This is a genomic window from Duncaniella sp., assembly GCF_029056165.1.
Taxonomy (GTDB): Bacteria; Bacteroidota; Bacteroidia; order Bacteroidales; family Muribaculaceae; genus Duncaniella.
Genome location: NZ_JAIDBW010000037.1, coordinates 72,013 through 89,984 on the forward strand (window position 1 = coordinate 72,013; position 17,972 = coordinate 89,984).

12 protein-coding genes and 1 pseudogene are annotated in these 17,972 nt (G+C 53.2%); 1 reads left to right on the forward strand and 12 read right to left on the reverse strand.

The annotated features are described in order from the left end of the window. Positions 1-192: 192 nt before the first annotated feature. The 12 genes and pseudogenes from K2G41_RS09005 to K2G41_RS09060 all read right to left on the reverse strand — a co-directional run bounded on the left by K2G41_RS09005 (position 193) and on the right by K2G41_RS09060 (position 15,037). Entirely contained in the window at positions 193-597 is a 405-nt protein-coding gene (locus K2G41_RS09005; protein ID WP_300117485.1) for a hypothetical protein, read from the reverse strand. Between the two features lie 14 nt (positions 598-611). After that, entirely contained in the window at positions 612-1,112 is a 501-nt protein-coding gene (locus K2G41_RS09010; RefSeq protein ID WP_300117487.1) for a helix-turn-helix transcriptional regulator, read from the reverse strand. Next, a complete protein-coding gene (locus K2G41_RS09015; protein WP_300117489.1) occupies positions 1,078-1,506 on the reverse strand; it encodes a hypothetical protein in 429 nt (142 codons plus the stop codon). Before K2G41_RS09015 ends, K2G41_RS09010 begins: the two co-directional genes overlap by 35 nt. A 143-nt stretch (positions 1,507-1,649) precedes the next feature. Then, positions 1,650-2,678, reverse strand: a complete 1,029-nt coding sequence (locus K2G41_RS09020) for a S41 family peptidase (protein WP_300117491.1) — start codon at positions 2,676-2,678, stop codon at positions 1,650-1,652. Between the two features lie 19 nt (positions 2,679-2,697). Next, positions 2,698-3,576 carry a DUF3316 domain-containing protein gene (locus K2G41_RS09025; RefSeq protein WP_300117493.1) on the reverse strand — a complete coding sequence of 293 codons (879 nt, stop codon included), beginning with the start codon at positions 3,574-3,576 and terminating at the stop codon, positions 2,698-2,700. A gap of 62 nt (positions 3,577-3,638) precedes the next feature. Then, positions 3,639-5,336, reverse strand: coding sequence for an aspartate-alanine antiporter (gene aspT, locus K2G41_RS09030; protein ID WP_300117495.1), 1,698 nt, complete (start codon positions 5,334-5,336; stop codon positions 3,639-3,641). A gap of 70 nt (positions 5,337-5,406) precedes the next feature. Continuing rightward, positions 5,407-8,157 (reverse strand): DNA gyrase/topoisomerase IV subunit A, encoded by a 2,751-nt coding sequence (locus K2G41_RS09035; protein WP_300117497.1) that lies wholly within the window; start codon positions 8,155-8,157, stop codon positions 5,407-5,409. A 546-nt stretch (positions 8,158-8,703) separates the two neighbouring features. Further along, positions 8,704-9,324: an NUDIX hydrolase gene (locus K2G41_RS09040; protein ID WP_300117499.1), complete on the reverse strand. Its 621-nt coding sequence runs from the start codon at positions 9,322-9,324 to the stop codon at positions 8,704-8,706. A 62-nt stretch (positions 9,325-9,386) separates the two neighbouring features. Beyond that, positions 9,387-9,725, reverse strand: a complete 339-nt coding sequence (locus K2G41_RS09045) for a helix-turn-helix domain-containing protein (RefSeq protein ID WP_300117583.1) — start codon at positions 9,723-9,725, stop codon at positions 9,387-9,389. Then, positions 9,717-11,531 (reverse strand): annotated as a pseudogene (recQ, locus tag K2G41_RS09050) (DNA helicase RecQ); the annotation flags it as partial. The gene K2G41_RS09045 and the pseudogene recQ, both read right to left, overlap by 9 nt. A gap of 8 nt (positions 11,532-11,539) precedes the next feature. Next, positions 11,540-12,925, reverse strand: a complete 1,386-nt coding sequence (locus K2G41_RS09055) for an undecaprenyl-phosphate glucose phosphotransferase (RefSeq protein WP_300117501.1) — start codon at positions 12,923-12,925, stop codon at positions 11,540-11,542. 228 nt (positions 12,926-13,153) lie between these two features. After that, positions 13,154-15,037, reverse strand: a complete 1,884-nt coding sequence (locus tag K2G41_RS09060) for a DUF349 domain-containing protein (protein ID WP_300117502.1) — start codon at positions 15,035-15,037, stop codon at positions 13,154-13,156. Between the two features lie 475 nt (positions 15,038-15,512). On the opposite strand from K2G41_RS09060, the gene K2G41_RS09065 reads away from it, so the two are divergent. Further along, positions 15,513-17,327: a M6 family metalloprotease domain-containing protein gene (locus K2G41_RS09065; protein WP_300117504.1), complete on the forward strand. Its 1,815-nt coding sequence runs from the start codon at positions 15,513-15,515 to the stop codon at positions 17,325-17,327. Positions 17,328-17,972 lie beyond the last annotated feature (645 nt).

The window sequence follows — 17,972 nt, forward strand, 5'->3', positions numbered from 1 at the left end:
ATAATGAATGGTTTATAGGTTGGAAAGAGAACCATTTCTAATGCAAATATACGCAAATAAGCCGAAATGACCGGCCGGTCATTTCATAAATCTTCCTAAAAGGATTGGAATGATAGAATGAAAGGATCGTGCTATTTGAGTGCTATCAGTGGCTTCTGAGAGTAGTAATTTTACAGATTTTGTTGTAAACAGTTATTGCCGGCCTGATACGATCTCCTCCTCATCCTTCATCATTCCGGCTACGTTGATAGGTGGGATCATCAGATTAGCAAATGGAGTGCCTTCTGTTTTGCAGAATAAAATACCGCGTGATGTTCCGATTGTGTGGACTGCCAGTAGCTCCATGACTGATTTGGGGATAGCGATTCCATCCACTCTCTCAAATTTTATCCAGTCGTCAGGGTGGATCACGAAATCGCACTGTGATTTAAGAATGAGAAATAGTTCCTCTTCAGTGGAGAAGCGGTAACCTACCTCACAAGAAATCTGACGTGTCTCTTCGGAATACTGAAATTTCAGTTCTGTGGATAGGGTTATCTCTTTTCCCTGACAGTTGTCGTTTAAGATAGCAAATTGATTTATTGCGATCTTGGACATATTGAATCGTATCATCAGGCAATCTTATTAGAGGTTATTAAAGATTTGGAATCAGTTACCCAGTTATTTTCGTTTCCGATTATCGTGGCTGAGCACCGGATAGGTTTAAAACCGGAAATTTCAGTGAACTTCGCGTTTTGTGAATGACGGGTCTTTAAAGCAAAATTTCTTGTGTATGTATTGCAATATCTCCAGTCTGTAGGACGGATATAACTTTCGAGAGCCACCTGTCTGCTGTATCGTTTGGGTACGAATTCAATACGTGGCACCATCTCGCATGCGAGTGCCAATTGGGTTAGCTTTGACAGCTTATGGTCAAAATCACCGTTGAGTATCTGCGAGACGTAGCCTTTTGACACTCCGAGCCGTGTGGCAAATTCGGCACGTGTCATATCATTCTCTTCAAGATAGCGTCTGATGTTGTCTTGGAGCGACAATTGGATGAGCTGGGTCCAATAGGCCGGTGAATCATATTTATTTCTATTCTTGTTGAGCTTCATTGTCATCTTCGTCATTGTCCCTGATCGGAATTTCGTCGGGGATGTTGTTGAAATGTTTGAATATCTTGGCTATGTCCTTCTCTTGTCCTTTCTTGTAACCACCGAGAACTATATAGTAGTCAGGCGGGACTTTGAGTGTGTAGATCCTCAGATGTTTTGATTTGAATTCCCACACGTCTTTTCTGTCATATTTCCCTCCGGAGATATGCCGGTATTTCGATTTCGGTAGATTATTGTTATCCACTTTGTCCATCAGAGCCATGATTGAATCCAGCTCATCTAATTCGGATTGCTGTCTTAGTGACTGCGCGAACTCTTCATAGAAATTCCTTCCGTTCTTATAGAGCAGATAAAAATCATACTTCGGGTTGTTGATGTCATCGATCGGGCAGAGGTGGAAATCTTCCATTTACGTAGGGATGAAGGAGGGATTGTAACTCTGCAAAGATAATGTATTTATGCTGAATCAACAAGCGGAATTTCATAAAAGTTTATTTTAAACTAAACTTTTCCGACCGGTTGTCATAGTTAAGGAGCTACAGCGATCCGTAATTATTGATTCTGGAGCAGGGTGATTGCGAAGTCGAGGATGGTGTCGTGGCCGGAGAGGGCTGCGGCGGGGTCCATGTCGATGGCGCAGCCTTCGGTCGGTTCTACGCCATATTCGGTACTGTGACCTTCAGCGTCGAGCATCGAGCAGGCGGAGAAACGGACGGACCATCCGCAGGGGAGTTCGGAGGAGAAGGGCATACCCGATCCGCCTCCGGTGGTTGCACCGACCACACGCACACCGGGGAGAAGCTTCATGATGGACACGAAATTGTTGGCTGCGGAGAAGGTCGAGCGATTGGCAAGAACGATGACCGGTTTACCCCAGTGGATGCGCCAAGTCTCGGCGGGATTATATTTGATTTCGTAAGGCTCGGAAAAGTCTGAGTGCCCCGGACCGGTCTTGTGGGAGATATAGCCCACTACGGTAGGCCCGTCGATAAAGCGACTGACGAGTGTCCGGACATTCGTAAGATCTCCGCCGCCGTTGTCGCGCACGTCAATGATAAGTCCCTGAGTATTTTTCAGGAAGAAAAGCACGTTGTCAAGGTTGCCCTCTCCGATAGGGTTGGAGAAGGATGAGTACTGGATATAGCCGATGTTCTCCGACAGGATGCCGAAAAGCATACCGGAGCTCTGGCGGTAATTGAAGTTGAAATATGACTGCTCGATGAGGCGTGCCGAGAAGTTCTGCGGGTAGTCGCTCCACCATTTGCGGTAATAGGAGGTGTTGAACGACGATGATAGGTTGACATGACCGTCCTTCAGCTCGTCGAGCATATCGGCGCAGACCAAAAACAGTTCCTCGGAAGTCATTTCCGGACCGATACGGCGTGAATAGGTGTCATGCACGGCATCCCAGTCAATTCCTTTCTGGTCAAGGAAGCAGTAATGCTCGTCGATAATGGTCCAGAGAGCCTCGAAATTGCCTCGCGGATTGTCAGCAAATTCCCGTACCTCATGGCATGACGTGGTCGTCAGTGTGAGGAGAACTCCTGCGGCAAGCACTATGATGTTGCGTAAGCGGATCATGGTCGGATTATTTATTGGATTAGTAGAGAGCGTTGATCATGCGGGCTTTGTCAGACAGACTCTTGCGCGGGTTTACCGAGATCCACTCGCCACTCACACCGAGAGTGAAAGAGTGGTTGAAGATATGGGTCACGACATCGTTGACTTTCGATGAGAAGATTGAGCCGTGATAGCCTACGCGCAGATTGGTGTCACCGAAGTGGAGGTCGGCGGAGAGCTGATTGTCAAGCTTGAAATAGTTGCCCCACCAAGCGGCATGTGCGAGACCTTTGTGATCACCGAGATAGATTTCGTAGTACAGCTCACCGTAGTCTGGAGCGAAAAAGACGCCTGTGACGGGGAGCGTGGGCTGATAGGTGAGTGTTACGGGAAGCCGCCAGAGTTTTGTGCGCCACGATGCGAAACCAGTGAGATTGACCGTCCATGCTGCTTTAGCCGAGGCGGGATTGTTGCTGTTGCGGGCGTTGTATAGACAGCCAGCTTCGATCCCGGTCGATCCACCGATGGCAAGGGTAAGGTCTGGCGTGAAGGTCCGGAACTTGCGCATCATGCCCCAGTCGGCCGTCAGCATGAGATCCCACATAGTGGCATTGCCAGCGGGATTGTCAGTCTTGTCGAGACCGAGGTTGAAGTGCAGCCGCATCGTCCATTCTTCCGGGGCGAAGCGCATGGCCTGATATCGTTGATAGTCAAGACCGACGTGCCAACCGGCGTATTTTATCGGAGTCAGGTAGGTATCGGTCAGGCGGCCAGACCCGTATTCGACACTATAGGCCGCAAAGACAGGGCGGATAGGCTGGTCGGCAAGCAGCCGGCTGTCGTTGTCGCTGTCGGCAGCCCCCGCCGGTAAGACTGACAGGAGCACCGTAAGCAAGGGAATGAAAATACGGGTTATCATGTGTGTGGATCGGTTTATAAGCACGTAGCAGAGAGTGAGGGTTGCTGATGGATGAGGTCGGCTCACGCAAGGAAGAGCACTATCAGACTGGAGAATACGAGGATGATGTTGGCGGCGGCGTATGTGACCGTATAGCCGATCATGGGGACGTTGCTCTGGAGCGTTTCCTGAATGGCACCTATCGAGGCGATGCCGCAACGTGCGCCGGCCACGCATCCCAAGGTCTCCGGAGAGGAGAAACGGAATATCTTGCGACCGATGAAGATGTTGAGCGTCAACGCCACGATCGTGCAGGCTATGCCGATGAAGAAGAGTCCGAAGCCGGCTTGATGCAGTCCGGCGAGGAAGGTGGTTCCGGCATTAATTCCGACGACGGCGATGAACATGTTAAGACCTAAGTTGTCGAGAATCCATACGACGGGTGAGGGGATACGTCCGAATGTAGGACGACGCTCGCGCAGCCATCCCAGCAGCAGGCCACCGATCAGTGCACCGCCGCTCGAACTGAGTGAGAGGGGGACACCGTGGATCTTTATTGAAAGTACGCCCAACAGACAGCCGAGGGCGATTCCGAAGCCGAGAAGCACCATGTCAGTTTCGGTGCGTTCGCGGTCAGCGTAACCGATCTTTTCTGCAGCGGCCGCAACATTGTCGTGGAGACCAACTAGTGTCAGCACGTCGCCGCGCATAAGGCGGAGACGGTTTTTACCGGGTAGGTTCATACCTGTGCGTTTGATCGAACCTACAATCACGCCTCTCATGTAGGGTTGCTGACGGAGTTCGCCGAAAGTCATTCCGTCCGAACCGCATTTCGAGATGGTCACATCGAGTTGCTCCGCTCCGAAGTTGAGGAGTTCGGGATCAACCACCTCAGTGCCCAAGGGGCTGACATCACTGACCATGACCTCACGGCGTGCGCTGAAGACGATGGTGTCGCCACGGCTGACTGTGAGATCATCTGCCGGTTCGCAGATTTCACCGGCTATCCTGAGACGCTCGACGAACACGCGCAGTCCGGCGTTTTCGAAAAACTTTTCGATCTCGGCTACCGTGTGGGGTTGTTCGAAATATTTTCCATCGGCCTTGAATGCTCTGAATGACACCGGGCGGCGTGCGTTGATATACCCGTCGGCGGGTTCATAGACACCGTCGTCAAGTTCGGCTTCGATTGCCGCTGTCTCGCAAAGGACTTTCGAGAGCCCTCCGAGCAGCCACGGTCCGACGTTGGACAGATACCATGCCGTTCCGATTGTTCCGAAGATATACGTGACAGCATAGCAGGCGGTTATCATGGCTATGGTGGATTCGCGCGTCTGATCGGACATCTCAAGTGAGCGCAGGGTCTCGCTCATCACGCCGAGGGAGGCGGATGCAGTCTGCGATCCGGCAAACAGACCTCCGGCCACACCGTTGCTGTAGCCCATGATCTTGGCTGCAAGCAGGACTGTTCCCGCACACACAAGTGCGGCTACGAGTGCGAATCCGAGCTGCTTGAGGCCCTCGCCTTTGAATGAGCGGAAAAACACCGGGCCTACGTTGTAGCCGATAGAGAATAGGAAGAGCATGAAGAAAATATTCTTCACTATGGTGGGGATCTGGATGTCGAGCTGTCCGACACATACCCCGACGAGAAGCGTGGCGGCCACAGCTCCCAGTGAGAATGATTTGAATTTGAGGTGTCCCAGCCAGAATCCTGCTCCGATGGTGAAGAAGAGCGGGATCACGGGATTGTTTCTTAGAAGTTCAAAAAACGATTCCATTATGACTCAAAACTTACATACATTTTCTTCATTTGGATGTAGGGTTGCCGGGAGAGATTGAGGAGCGGTTTCAGAACAGACGCTGCTGGCCGGTGAGCTCGTCGCGGATCTCGTCGTCGCTTCGCTCCGGCTCGATTACGGAGGCGTCGTCAGTGCCATCGGCCATGTCAGGGGAGTCAGACAGGTCGGCCGTTTCGGATGACGGATTGGCGAGATCGTCAGAACTATCATCTTCGTCGGCATCCTCGGCACTTACGGGTTCGAGTTCCTTGATGGTGTCGATGGCGAAGGTGGTCAGACGTTTGCCTTTTGCTTTGAAGGATTTGACAGCTATGAAATCCTTGGCCACTACTTCCATCGGTGGACGGAAGGAGTCAGCCCCGGCAAAGGTCACCTCTATGCGCAGACCCGGCTCGTCGCTGAGCAGGAGCAGTTCGGATTTCTCGTTGTCACCAAGAAAACGCTGGGTCTTGGCCGACGGTTCGAAGGTGAATCGTTTTATATAGGGGAATTTCTGATCCGCATCGTTGAGTATGGCGGTCCAGACTTTGTGTGGCTCGAATTTTTCGATGCGGAGTATATTGTCGGGGTAGTGGTTGGATGCGTCGAAAGTCGAGGTGTAGTATTCGCCGTTTTTCTGTATGACAAGCACAAGGTCGCCGCTGTTGAATTCTCCGAGATAGTCGCCACGGCCGTCATAGTTGAGGCGCATGACATCGGGATCGAACCACACGTCGCGTCCGCCGAGAGTGGAGCGTCCGGCGGCCTTGAGCGAGAAGCGGTGGACTTCGTTGCGGGTGACTATGTTGCCCATCGCGCTGCGACCCTTGATGGCGAGTTCGGAAAAATCGACATCGAACTGGAGGGTCTTGAGGCGAAGTTTTGGTTTGAGGGTGACTTTGACCACTTCGGCCTCGCCGTTGTGATTGACGGTGAACCAGCAGACCTTGCTTCCGGGCTCGCCGGGGGTGAGGTTATACTCCTTGTCGCGGGTGATACCGGTGACAAAGAAGCGTTTCATGTAATATGTGCCACCCTTGCCGTTCTGATAGATGACGTTATAGACGGTGCGCTTGTCGTTGCGTTTGAAAACATCGACATGAATTATGCCCTTGCCGACAAACATCTTCTCCTGCACCTTGACCACCTTGTAGCGGCCATCCTTGTAGAAGATGATGATATCGTCGATCGACGAGCAGTTGCAGAGGTATTCGTCCTTTTTGAGCGATGTGCCGATGAAGCCCTCCTCGCGGTTGATGTAGAGCTTCTCGTTGGCCTCGGCCACTGATGCAGCCTGAATATTGTCGAAGTTGCGGATGACGGTCATGCGCGGGTAGGCTTCGCCGTATTTGCGCTTGAGGTTCGCGTACCAGTCGATGGTGTAGGCCGTGAGGTTATCGAGCTTGGAGTTGAGGTCGGCTATGCGCTCATGGAAAGCAGCGATCTGCTCCTCACACTTGGCAGCGTTGAACTTCAGGATGCGTCCCATCTTGATCTCGAAGAGGCGTATGATATCCTCGTCCGTGATTTCGCGTATGAACTGATCCTTGAATTTTTCAAGACGGCCGCGGATGTGGTCGATGGCCTGCTGGCGGTTCTCGCTTTCCTCGTAGCCCTTGTCCTTGTAGATGCGCTCCTCGATGAAGATGCGTTCGAGCGAAGCGAAGTGGAGCTGTTCGCGCACCTCGTCGAGCTGAATGCGCAGCTCTGCGCCGAGGATGTCGCGAGTGCGATCGACGTTGTGGCGAAGCACGTCGCTCACGCCTATGAAGTGGGGTTTGTTGTCGGAGATCACACAGCAATTGGGCGAGACGGATACCTCACAGTCAGTGAAGGCATAGAGTGCATCGATAGTCTTGTCGCTCGACGTGCCGGGGAGGAGATAGACAATCACGTTGGCTGTCTGGGCGGTATTATCGACCACGGAACGGATCTTGATCTTTCCGGCCTCCTGCGCCTTTATGATCGATTCGATGAGTGTCGCGGTAGTCTTTCCGTAGGGGATCTCGGTGATGGCGAGGGTCTTGTTGTCGATCTTCTCGATCTTGGCACGGATCTTGACCACTCCGCCACGCTCGCCGTCGTTGTAGCGCGAGACATCGATGGAGCCTCCGGTGAAGAAGTCGGGGTAGAGCACAAATTCCTCACCCCGGAGATAGGAGATAGCTGCGTCGATGATCTCGTTGAAGTTATGTGGGAGGATCTTTGACGAGAGGCCGACCGCTATGCCCTCAGCTCCCTTGGAGAGGAGAAGGGGGAATTTCACGGGCAGCGTTACCGGCTCTTTCTTACGGCCATCGTAGCTGAGGGTCCACTCGGTTACCTTGGGATTATAGACCACGTCAAGTGCGAACTGCGAGAGGCGCGCTTCGATGTAACGTCCGGCGGCCGCTCCTGCGCCCGTGAGGGTGTTGCCCCAGTTACCTTGTGTCTCAACGAGGAGTTCCTTCTGGCCGAGCTGCACGAGTGCCTCGTAGATGGAGGCATCGCCGTGAGGGTGAAACTGCATGGTATTGCCGACGATGTTGGCCACTTTGTTGAAGCGTCCGTCGTCGAGGAGCTTCATGGAGTGGAGTATGCGTCGCTGCACAGGTTTGAGACCATCCTCGATATTGGGGACGGCGCGCTCAAGGATGACGTAGCTCGCATAGTCGAGAAACCAGCTCTGATACATGCCGCGTAACTGGTGGCGGATGGAGTCATTGGTGGTATCTACGATGATTTTCGGGTCGAAATTGTCGGACCGTGCCGTAGAGTTTGCTTCCGGCTCAAGACCGTCGTTCTCCTCCATGGCATCGGTTGAAAAGGTATCCTCGCTCATAAGTGATTGTTTTTCTATGGCAAAGATACAAAAAAATCTGTATTTTTCCTATTTTGTGTTATTTGAGCCGGATTACTCCCGCAGTTCGGACTGATAAAAATGAAGATGTCAGCGGGAGTATGGCATCACGTGAACCAAAGAATGGCAATTTGCTACGGAAATGGTTTGAAATTGATGAAAAACGAGGAGCTTTTGTTGAAAAATGACCTTAATGCTGAAAAATATGTTAAAAACAAGCAAAATGTTGCGTAATTATTTGCATGGAATTGCGAAAGTCCTTACCTTTGTGACGTGTTTTTCATGGTATTAGATTTAAGGTTAACTAAGATTGATTGTCGGGAGACAATCAATTTTTTGTTTATACCTATCCGTATGCTTATGATATAGAGATATTTAGCTATATATCAATATTATACGGATGCGGCGTGCCGCGTATGCCGAATAGGATACATGCGCCTGAAACATGGGCTGTAACTATTTCGTTTGGCATACGCGGCACGCCGCGTCCCTACAGGACTGTTTTATTTCCGTTTCGGCATCGCTGTTTTAGTTCCGTCTGCATAGGGGTGGTTTACGCCGGCGACGTTGGCAGGGATGGATCAGAGGGTCAGGGCGGATCTTGCCGTTGAGGGCGAAGAATTTCCAGAGCGGGGCGGCCATGAGGGACTGTTTCATGCGGTCGTTGATGAGGAGATCCCAGACTTCGTCCTCGGTGAGGATCTCGACGATAATGTCCTCGGTGGCATCGAGATGCTGCTCGGCTATGCGCTCCACACCACGGGCGATGAAGCTGTAACTGAGATTGTTCTGACTGCTCGGATTGGCTGAAAGGACGGTGTTGAGTTCCCACTCTCCGCCACCGAAGCCGGTTTCTTCAAGGAGTTCGCGTTTGGCTGCTTCAAGCGGGGTTTCGCCTTCCTCGGCTACACCGGCGCAGAGCTCGGTGGATACGATTCCGAGACCGTGGCGGTATTGCTTGACCATGACATAGCGGCCATCGGGGGTGAGGGCTATGACGTTGATCCACGTGGGATATTCAAGGACGTAATATTCATCATAGATCCGTCCATCGGGTAGGCGCACCACGTCGCGGCGTGCGGTGAGCCACGGGCGACGATGGAGATACTCTGTGCTAAGCGTCTCCCATCTCATGCTGTCATCTGTCATCTGTTATTGAGTTTTGTGTTTGCGTAGGGTGGCATTTCAATGCGACCCTACTGGATCAAGGATTATTTCTGTTTCTGGCGGAGGAGGAAGTCACTTATGGCGAGTGCCACAGAGGGGAGTCCGTCGGGCATCTCGTTGTTCAGGATGTCCCACATTCCTTCAGGATTCTCGCGTGCGAGGGTCATGACGCGCATGTATTGCTCGCGTGTGATGACGGCTGAGAAGTCCGTAAGTTTGTCGGAGCGGATGAGGGAGACGATGTGGCTATAGACCGTGCGGGGTTTTATGCCTTTGGTCTCTGCGATGGCTGCGACGTCGTAACCGGCGTTGAGCAGGAGGAGGGTTTCCTCGTGGGACAGACCGTTGCCGAGAGGTTGTGCTATCCCCTTGAACTTGCGGATGGCCGTGACGAAGGGTTTCCAGTAGCGGATGGTCTTTTTTTCGCCGACTCCCTCGACTTTGGAGAACAATTCCATGTCGGTAGGCTCTATGCGTACCATTTCGAGAAGGACTTTGTCGGAAAAAACGATGTAAGGGGGGACTTGTTCCTTGCGGGCGAGTTTGAGACGCACTTCCTTGAGTTCGGCCAGCAGACGCTCCGCCGGTTTCAGTTCAGGCTCGACGATGGCCTCCTTGTGCTTACGCGAGGCCGATCCACTGCGTTCGGGCTCCTTGTAGCGTGCGAGGGTGACGGGTGTGCGGTCGCGGAGCACTGTCGCACCGTAGTCGGTCACCTTAAGATGGTTGCCTTCATTGTAGGCTATGTCGATGAGGCCGAGCTGGATGAGCTGCGAGAGGTATGAGTTCCATTCGCGGAAACTGAGGTCGCGTCCCGCACCGTAGGTCTTTATGAGATGATAGCCTCGCTCGATGAGGTCGTGGCGCGAAGCTCCTCGGAGAATATCGATGAGCATCGAGAAGCCCACCGCACCGTTGACCCTGATGATTGCGCTCATTGCTTTGAGGGCAATGACGGTGCCGTCCATGCGTTCGGGCGGATTGAGACAGACGTCGCAGTTACCGCAGTCATGGTCCATGGTCTCGTTGAAGTAGCTGAGGAGGATGCGGCGACGGCAGAGCGACGACTCGGCATACTCCTGCATACGCTTGAGCTTCTCGGAGTTGATGGCCTGCTGACCGCTCTCATCGACGAAGCTCTGGAGAGTGATGATGTCGGAGTAGGAATAGAACATCAGGGCTTCGGCCTTCACGCCGTCGCGTCCGGCACGCCCGATCTCCTGATAGTAGCTCTCGATGTTGCGCGGCATATTGTTGTGGACCACCCAGCGGATATTGCTCTTGTCGATACCCATTCCGAATGCCACCGTGGCGCAGACCACCTGCACTTCACCGTTGATGAAACGGTCCTGCGCGCGGTTGCGTTCCTCGACGGGGAGACCGGCATGATAGACCACCGAGCGATAGCCGAGGGCCAGCAGATCCTCGTTCATCGACTCGGCTGCCTTGCGGCTGATGCAGTAGATGATGCCGGAGTCATGGCGGTAACGCTCGATGAGGGTGGAGATGTAGCGGAGACGCGCTTTCTTGCCGGGGTTGTTCATGACCTTGAGCGAGATGTTGGGGCGGTCGAACGAACCGAGGAACAAGGCAGGATCACGGAGGGCGAGCTGCCGGGCTATGTCGTCGCGCGTCAGACGATCGGCAGTGGCCGTGAGAGCCATTACGGGGACTGATGGATACAGCTCCTTGATGCGCGAGAGGCGCGTGTAGTCAGGGCGGAAATCATGGCCCCACTGCGAGATGCAGTGAGCCTCGTCGATAGCGAAAAGATTGATGGGCAGGTCGCGCGACCAGCGGTCCATCTCCATGAGCAGGCGTTCGGGTGAGATGTAGAGGATCTTTATGTGGCCTGTGAAGAGCTGCTGGAGTATGCTGTGGTTCTCGGCATCGGTCTGCATTGAATTGACGGCCGCAGCCGGGATGCCGTTGGCCGTGAGGGCGGTGACCTGATCCTTCATGAGCGCGATGAGGGGCGAGACCACTATGGTGACGCCGCCTTCGGCAAGCAGGGCGGGAATCTGATAGCAGAGGGACTTGCCACCGCCGGTGGGCATGAGCACCACGCTGTCGCGTCCGGTGACGGCTGTCGTGATTATGTCGAGTTGAAGCGGGCGGAAGGAACTGTAGCCGTAGAAACGGCGTAGGAGGGCATGAGCCCGCTGATGTATGTCGGTAATATCGGGCATTTCGAGTGTCAGTAGGCGCGGTCCTCGCCGTGGAAAGCGTTGAGCACCGTGCGGAAGATAATCTTGATGTCGAGGAGAAACGACCAGTTTTCAATGTACCATATATCATGCTCCACGCGGCGTTCCATCTGCCAGAGTTCCTCGGTCTGACCCCGGTAGCCGCGCACCTGCGCCCATCCGGTTATACCGGGCTTGATGAGGTGGCGGACCATGTACTGGTTGATGAGTCGGCGGTAATCCTCGGTGTGTTTGAGCATGTGGGGGCGCGGGCCGACGATGGACATGTCGCCTTTGAACACGTTGATGAACTGCGGGAGCTCGTCGAGACTCGTGCGGCGCATGAAGTCGCCGAGGCGTGTCTTGCGAGGATCATCCTTGGTGGCCTGCAAGGTGTCGGCCTGAGCGTTGACCTTCATGGTGCGGAATTTCCAGCAGAGGAAGTCGCGTCCCATGTAGCCCGTTCGCGTCTGCTTGAAGAATACGGGGCCGGGCGAACTGATCTTGATGGCTATGGCGAGGGGTATGAAGAGCAGAGGGGAGAAAAGCAGGAAAGTCCCGGAGAAAACTATGTCGAACGAGCGTTTGAGCACACGGTTGGCCGTGCGTTCGAGAGGATTGTTGCGCACCTCGATCACGGGCATCTGGCCGATGGAGTCGAGGCGGAATTTGCGCGTGAGGTAGGGGGTGATCTGCGGGACGTAGTGAAACTTTATCATGTGTTTCTCGCAGATTCCGAGGATGAGCTGAACGGCCTCACGGTGTTCACCCGAAAGCGCGTAGAATATCTCATCCGTATCGTTGGCCACGGCAAAGTCTTCAAGTTCGGTGAGATTGCCTGCATAGAGGTCACGGTGGCGGAAGTCGGGAGGGCAGTAGATGTCAAAGAAGCCCTGACAGCGGTAGCCGAAACCCATGTCGGATTCCATCTCGGCAAAGAGATTCTCCGCGCTGCTGTTGCACCCGACGATGACTATGCGCGAATAGCTGCGTCCATTCCTGCGATAGATTTTAAGCAGACAGTGTGAGCCTACCCACCAGATCACGAGCATGACCATAACTCCACCGTAAAATTCAACGAATACCTTCCACGGGATAGAGTCGAGTTTGAGGAGGTAAAGCAGGAAGATGAAGGCAAGCGCATGGAAACCGACCGCGCGGATGGCCGACAGGGATATGCGCTCCATGAGCATGGCACGGACTTTGTGGATGCGGCCTATATGGCGCGCCACGGGAATGTAGGCCAAGTTGAGCAGCAGCCAGATAAGACGGGTGTGGATTTCGGGAACGTCAGGGTTGAGCACACTCACGACAAAAAAGACCCCGTTGAGGATCAGAAAGTCAACAAGCGTGAGCGCGCGGTGGAAGTACCGTCCATGTCTGTTAGTTTTACCCATTATCAAAAGCCGAGGAGGGTTGAGGTAAGGTTGAGTCCGCTATTATATAATCGGTGAAAAACATTAAATATTGTAAATTCACTCCAGAAAAAATGCGGTCGTCGCTCAGAGGAGAGCGGATATTACAGGGGGACGCGGCAAAGCGCGTCCCCTGCAAAATGATATTTTTTATCTTAGTTGAGCCGTTGATGGCTTAGAGGGTGTTTCATAACGAGTGTTGAAACCCTCTTAGAGCTTACCGTCTATGACGGTGATTTTCTTTTCGAGATCGGCGATATCGTCCTTCAGACGCTGTACGCGGCGTTCCATGTCGCGGAGCATCGATCCGGCGTTTTTCGACTTAGCGGAGAGGAAGCCCATGTTGTTCTCGTAAGTCTGGAGCTCGTTGCGGCGTTGCTCCAGTGCGCGCATGAGGCGTTCGCGCTCGCGGTAGAGGCGGTTTTCGTCATTACCGATCTCCTTGATGGTGTTCTCGAACGAGGCCATGCGCGATCCGCGCTGCGAGATGTCGAGACGCTGGTAGAGCTCGTTGCAGACGGCGCGGTAAGCCTCATAGATGCGGTCCTTCTCGCTGAAGGGCACGTGGCCTACGCTCTGCCATTCGGCCTGCAGATCCTTGACGGCCTTGATGGCCTCTTCGCGGTTCATTGCCGAGAGATCGAGGGCTTTGAGCTTGTCGATGATCTCGTTTTTCTGTTCGAGGTTCGCACGCTCTGTGCGGCGAGTGCCTGAATTGTTCTTTTTCTTCTGTTCGAAGAAGTAGTCACAGGCGGCGAGGAAACGACGCCACACCTGATCGGAGTGCTTCTTGGCCACTGCGCCGATAGTCTTCCACTCTTTCTGAAGCGCGGCGAGCTCGTCGGCAGTCTTGCGCCATTCGGTGCTGTCCTTCAGGGCTTCGGCACGTTCGCAGAGTGCTATTTTCTTTTCAAGGTTGCGCGAAAGAGTGTCCTTCATGTCGCGGAAGAACTCTGCCTTGGCTGCGAAGAACTTGTCGCAGGTCTCGCGGAAGCGGGCAAAGAGCGCGTTGTTTGACTTGCGCGATGCATAGCCGATCTTCTTCCATTCCTCCTGAGCGGCGATGATGAGCTTTGTCATCTCGTCCCAAGCGGCGTAGGTCGAAAGTTTGTCGAACTCGTATGCTTCGATGCGTTCGCAGAGGGCTTCCTTTGCAAGCTCGTTTTCACGTTCGCGGGCCTTGCGCTCCTCGAAGAATGCTTGATAACGCTTGTTGACATCGGCCGAGATGTCCTTGAAGCGACCCCAGATCTCCTCGCGTACCTCCTTGGGTACGGGACCGATGGCACGCCACTGCTCGTGGAGCTCCTGAAGACGGCGGAAAGCAGCGATCACGTCCTCTTCGGCGCGGAGTTTCTCGGCCTCGGCCACGATGAGTTCCTTCTCTGAAAGGTTTTTCTTGAAATCGTAGTCGCGGAGTTCCTTATTAATCTTGAGCTGGTCATAGAATTTCTCGACAGCTTCCTGATAGCTTTTCCAGAGGTCGGCGGCTACGGGGGCGGGAACTTCGCCGATCTCCTTGAAATCGTTCTGGAGATCGCGCACCTGCTGGAAGAAGCGGTTTGCATTATCTACATCACTGCCCATCTCGATGATCTGGGCTATGATTTCTTTCTTGCGTTCGTAGTTCTTCTGCTGTTCGGCCTCGATTGCCGCGCGCTGCTCGGCTTTCTTTTCCTTGACGGTGGCGAGGAGGGCCTTGAAAGCTTCCTCAGTCTCGTCGGCTGCAGGTTCGAAGGCTTCGGGGGCATTTCCGGCTTCGATGAAGGCTTCGCGCTCGGCGCGCTGCTCCTCGTTGCGGATAGCGTAGAACTGCTGTTTGAGGCGCGACACTTCCTCATTGGTGATCTCGGCCGGTTCTTTCTCTGAGATTACTTTCAGAGAGGCGAGTATCTCCTCCTTAGTGGCGGGTTCCTGAGGTTTGGCGGCAGCGGATGCCTCGGACTCTGCCGGTGTGGATTCAGCGGGAGCGGGGGCGGCTTCCGGTTCGGTTACAGGTGTCTGGTTGGTTGTAGAATCAGCTGCCTGAGCGGCGCCTTCGTTCAAGGTTTGATCCAATGCATCGGAGGGCATTGAAATGTCACGCGGTTCCATATCAGTTATTTAAGGTGAAAAAATGCTCACTGCACTTTTCAGCAGGGGCCGCAGCCACCTTATGCAGCGAGAGGGGATAGGTTTTTAGGATTTAGTGTGCTAAATTAGCTATTATTTTCAAAATAAAGAGGATATTTCAAAAAAAAGTTACTAATTAACATTTGTTTGCAAATGCTAACTTGCCGAATTTCAAGGTTAACGGTGACTTAAACGGTTGATTGATAGAGAATACGGTGTAAGATTGGGCAAGTATGGTGAAAATCAGGCAAATAGAGTGTAGTTTCTACACTTTATTGAAGTAGAGAGGTGGAAGTGTAGAGTATAGGAGACTGAGTATAGAGGGTGAAATATGGAGTATAGGTGGAAATCGGGTCGGGATTTTATTTTCACGTTGAAAAGTCGTAACTTTACATTATATTATCGATCACTCTTATTAAATATATTGATCTTTCTTATTAATATCATATTAATGCAAATGTCACGCATACTCACTCTCACGGCACTGGTGCTTCTGACGGTTATCGATCTCGTTGCGGCTCCGGCGCGCCCTTTCAGGCATACCGCTATCCTCTCCGACGGCTCTAAAGTCACATATCGCGCGGTAGGGGACGAACATTTTCACTATTTCGTGACGGACGACGGTTATCCTCTCGTGCTCGACGGATCGACCCTATGCTTTGCGGTGAGCGATAGAGACGGTAAGATGGTCAGCTCAGGCTTGACTGCGGTCGATGCTGCTTTTCGCACGGATGAGGTCAAGGCTTTCCTTAAAACCAACGGCGGTGAGGCTGTTGTGGTGGGAGCTATGCGTGAGGCCGCCTCGCGCAGACTTCCGGTCGGGCGTCGCGCTTCTTCACGTGCGTCTGAAACTATGCGCACTACAGCTTACCCTACCACCGGATCGCCGCGTAGTCTCGTGATACTTGCTGAGTTCAGCGACGTGGCTTTCACGATTCCTGATGCGCGGCAGTATTTCACCGATATGCTCACCAAGGAGGGTTTCGGCGAATATAATGCCACGGGATCGGCGCGTGACTATTTCGTGGCCTCTTCCTGCGGGGTGTTTGTGCCGCAGTTTGATGTATGCGGGCCTGTCAGGCTTCCCCAGCCTCAGAAATATTACGGGTCCAACCGTCCCTTTGACGATGCCAAGGCTTATCAGCTCCCTGTCCATGCCTGTGATGTGCTTGCGGCTGAGGGCTTTGATTTCAGCCCCTATGATTGCGACGGCGACGGAAACATCGACAATGTCTATGTGATCTATGCCGGTAACGGTGAGTCGAGCGGGATTGCATCGGATGCGGACTGCGTCTGGCCTCACTCGTTCGACGTGCAGTCGGGCTACGAGTCCGATCTATATTACGGAGGCCGGCCGGAGGTGACGAGGGATAATTATTATGACGGACTGCTGCTCGGTCACTATGCCTGCTCCAACGAGCTTGAGCGCGCGGGCTATCCTGACGGTATCGGTACATTCTGCCACGAATTTTCCCATGTGCTTGGCCTGCCGGATCTCTATTCCACGGGTTCGGCCCTTCCCGTCACCCCCGATACGTGGAGCGTTCTTGACGTGGGCTGTTATCTCAACGATTCGCGCACTCCGCCGCTCTATTCATCGTTCGAGCGCATGTCGCTCGGTTGGCTCGACCCGACAGTGATCGACTCTGCGGGACATTATAGGCTTGCTCCTCTTTCGGAGAAAAATGTGGCATATATCGTGCAGACCGAGGTGGAAAATGAGTTTTTCCTCCTCGAAAACCGTCAGCACGAGGGATGGGACAGCTACCTTACGGGTAAAGGAATGCTCGTCTGGCATATCGACTACGATGGCGAGGTGTGGTTCAACAACACCGTCAACAATCTCCGCTCGCATCAGCGCGTGGATCTTGTGGAGGCAGTCAGGCGGAGTGACTACTATGCCAGTGTCAACGATCCTTTCCCCGGAGCGGCGGGTGTGACGGAGTTTACGGCCTCGACCTCTCCGGCCTTCAAATCGTGGGGCGGTATCGATCCCGGCCATCCTCTGACAGAGATCCGTGAGGATGGGCGCGATATCTGTTTCACGGCGGGCGATCCCGGCGATTCGGCCATTGGCGATGTCGTGGTTGACGGGACGGTGAGAGTCAGCGGTGGTGAGACGATAGTGATTGAGGGTACGGATCATGATGCGGAGATCTATTCGCTCACAGGTGTCCGCGTTTATTCAGGCGATTCGCGCCGCATCGAGCTCCCGGCAGGACTTTATATAGTCAGGGTAGGCAGCACAACGGTGAAAGTAGCGGTAAGATGATGGCTTAATGCGGATTGGAATTTCCCGCCGAGATGGATTGCGGTTGGTATTTGCGATCCGCGAAACGACGTTATAAAAATCAATCGGTTTAAGGACAATCAGCCAAGCCGCGAAGCGGCGGTGCAATCATAGCCCAGCCACGACCGAGCGGAGACAGGTAAAGAAATAGACCGTAGGGAAATTTCTTGCCCTGCCGCAGCGAGGGAGGTGCTGGGTTAACAATGTCAACCAATATCGGCGTCGAAGACGTCGGCCAAAGGATCAATAATCAGTTATCTCATAGATATATCTAGATATATCTCCGCAATACCGGCAATCTATTGTATTCATTTTTTTATTGTTCATGGCGGGAATGATTGTGGGGCCGAAACTAACATTTTTATTATAGGCTAATGCAGGACATGTTGTTTGGCCGACGTCTTCGACGCCGAGGCTGTATGGGTTCTTTTTACCCAGCACCTCCCTCGCTGTCGGCCGACAAAAATATCCCTTCGGTCTATTTTTGCCTTGCCTCCGCTCGGTCGTGGCTGGGCTATGATTGCACCGCCGCTTCGCGGCTTGGCTGAACCTAAATTATCTTGTAATTAGTGGCGTAAATTATAGCTTCCGTGATGTTGGCGACTCCTAATTTTTCGAATATACGTT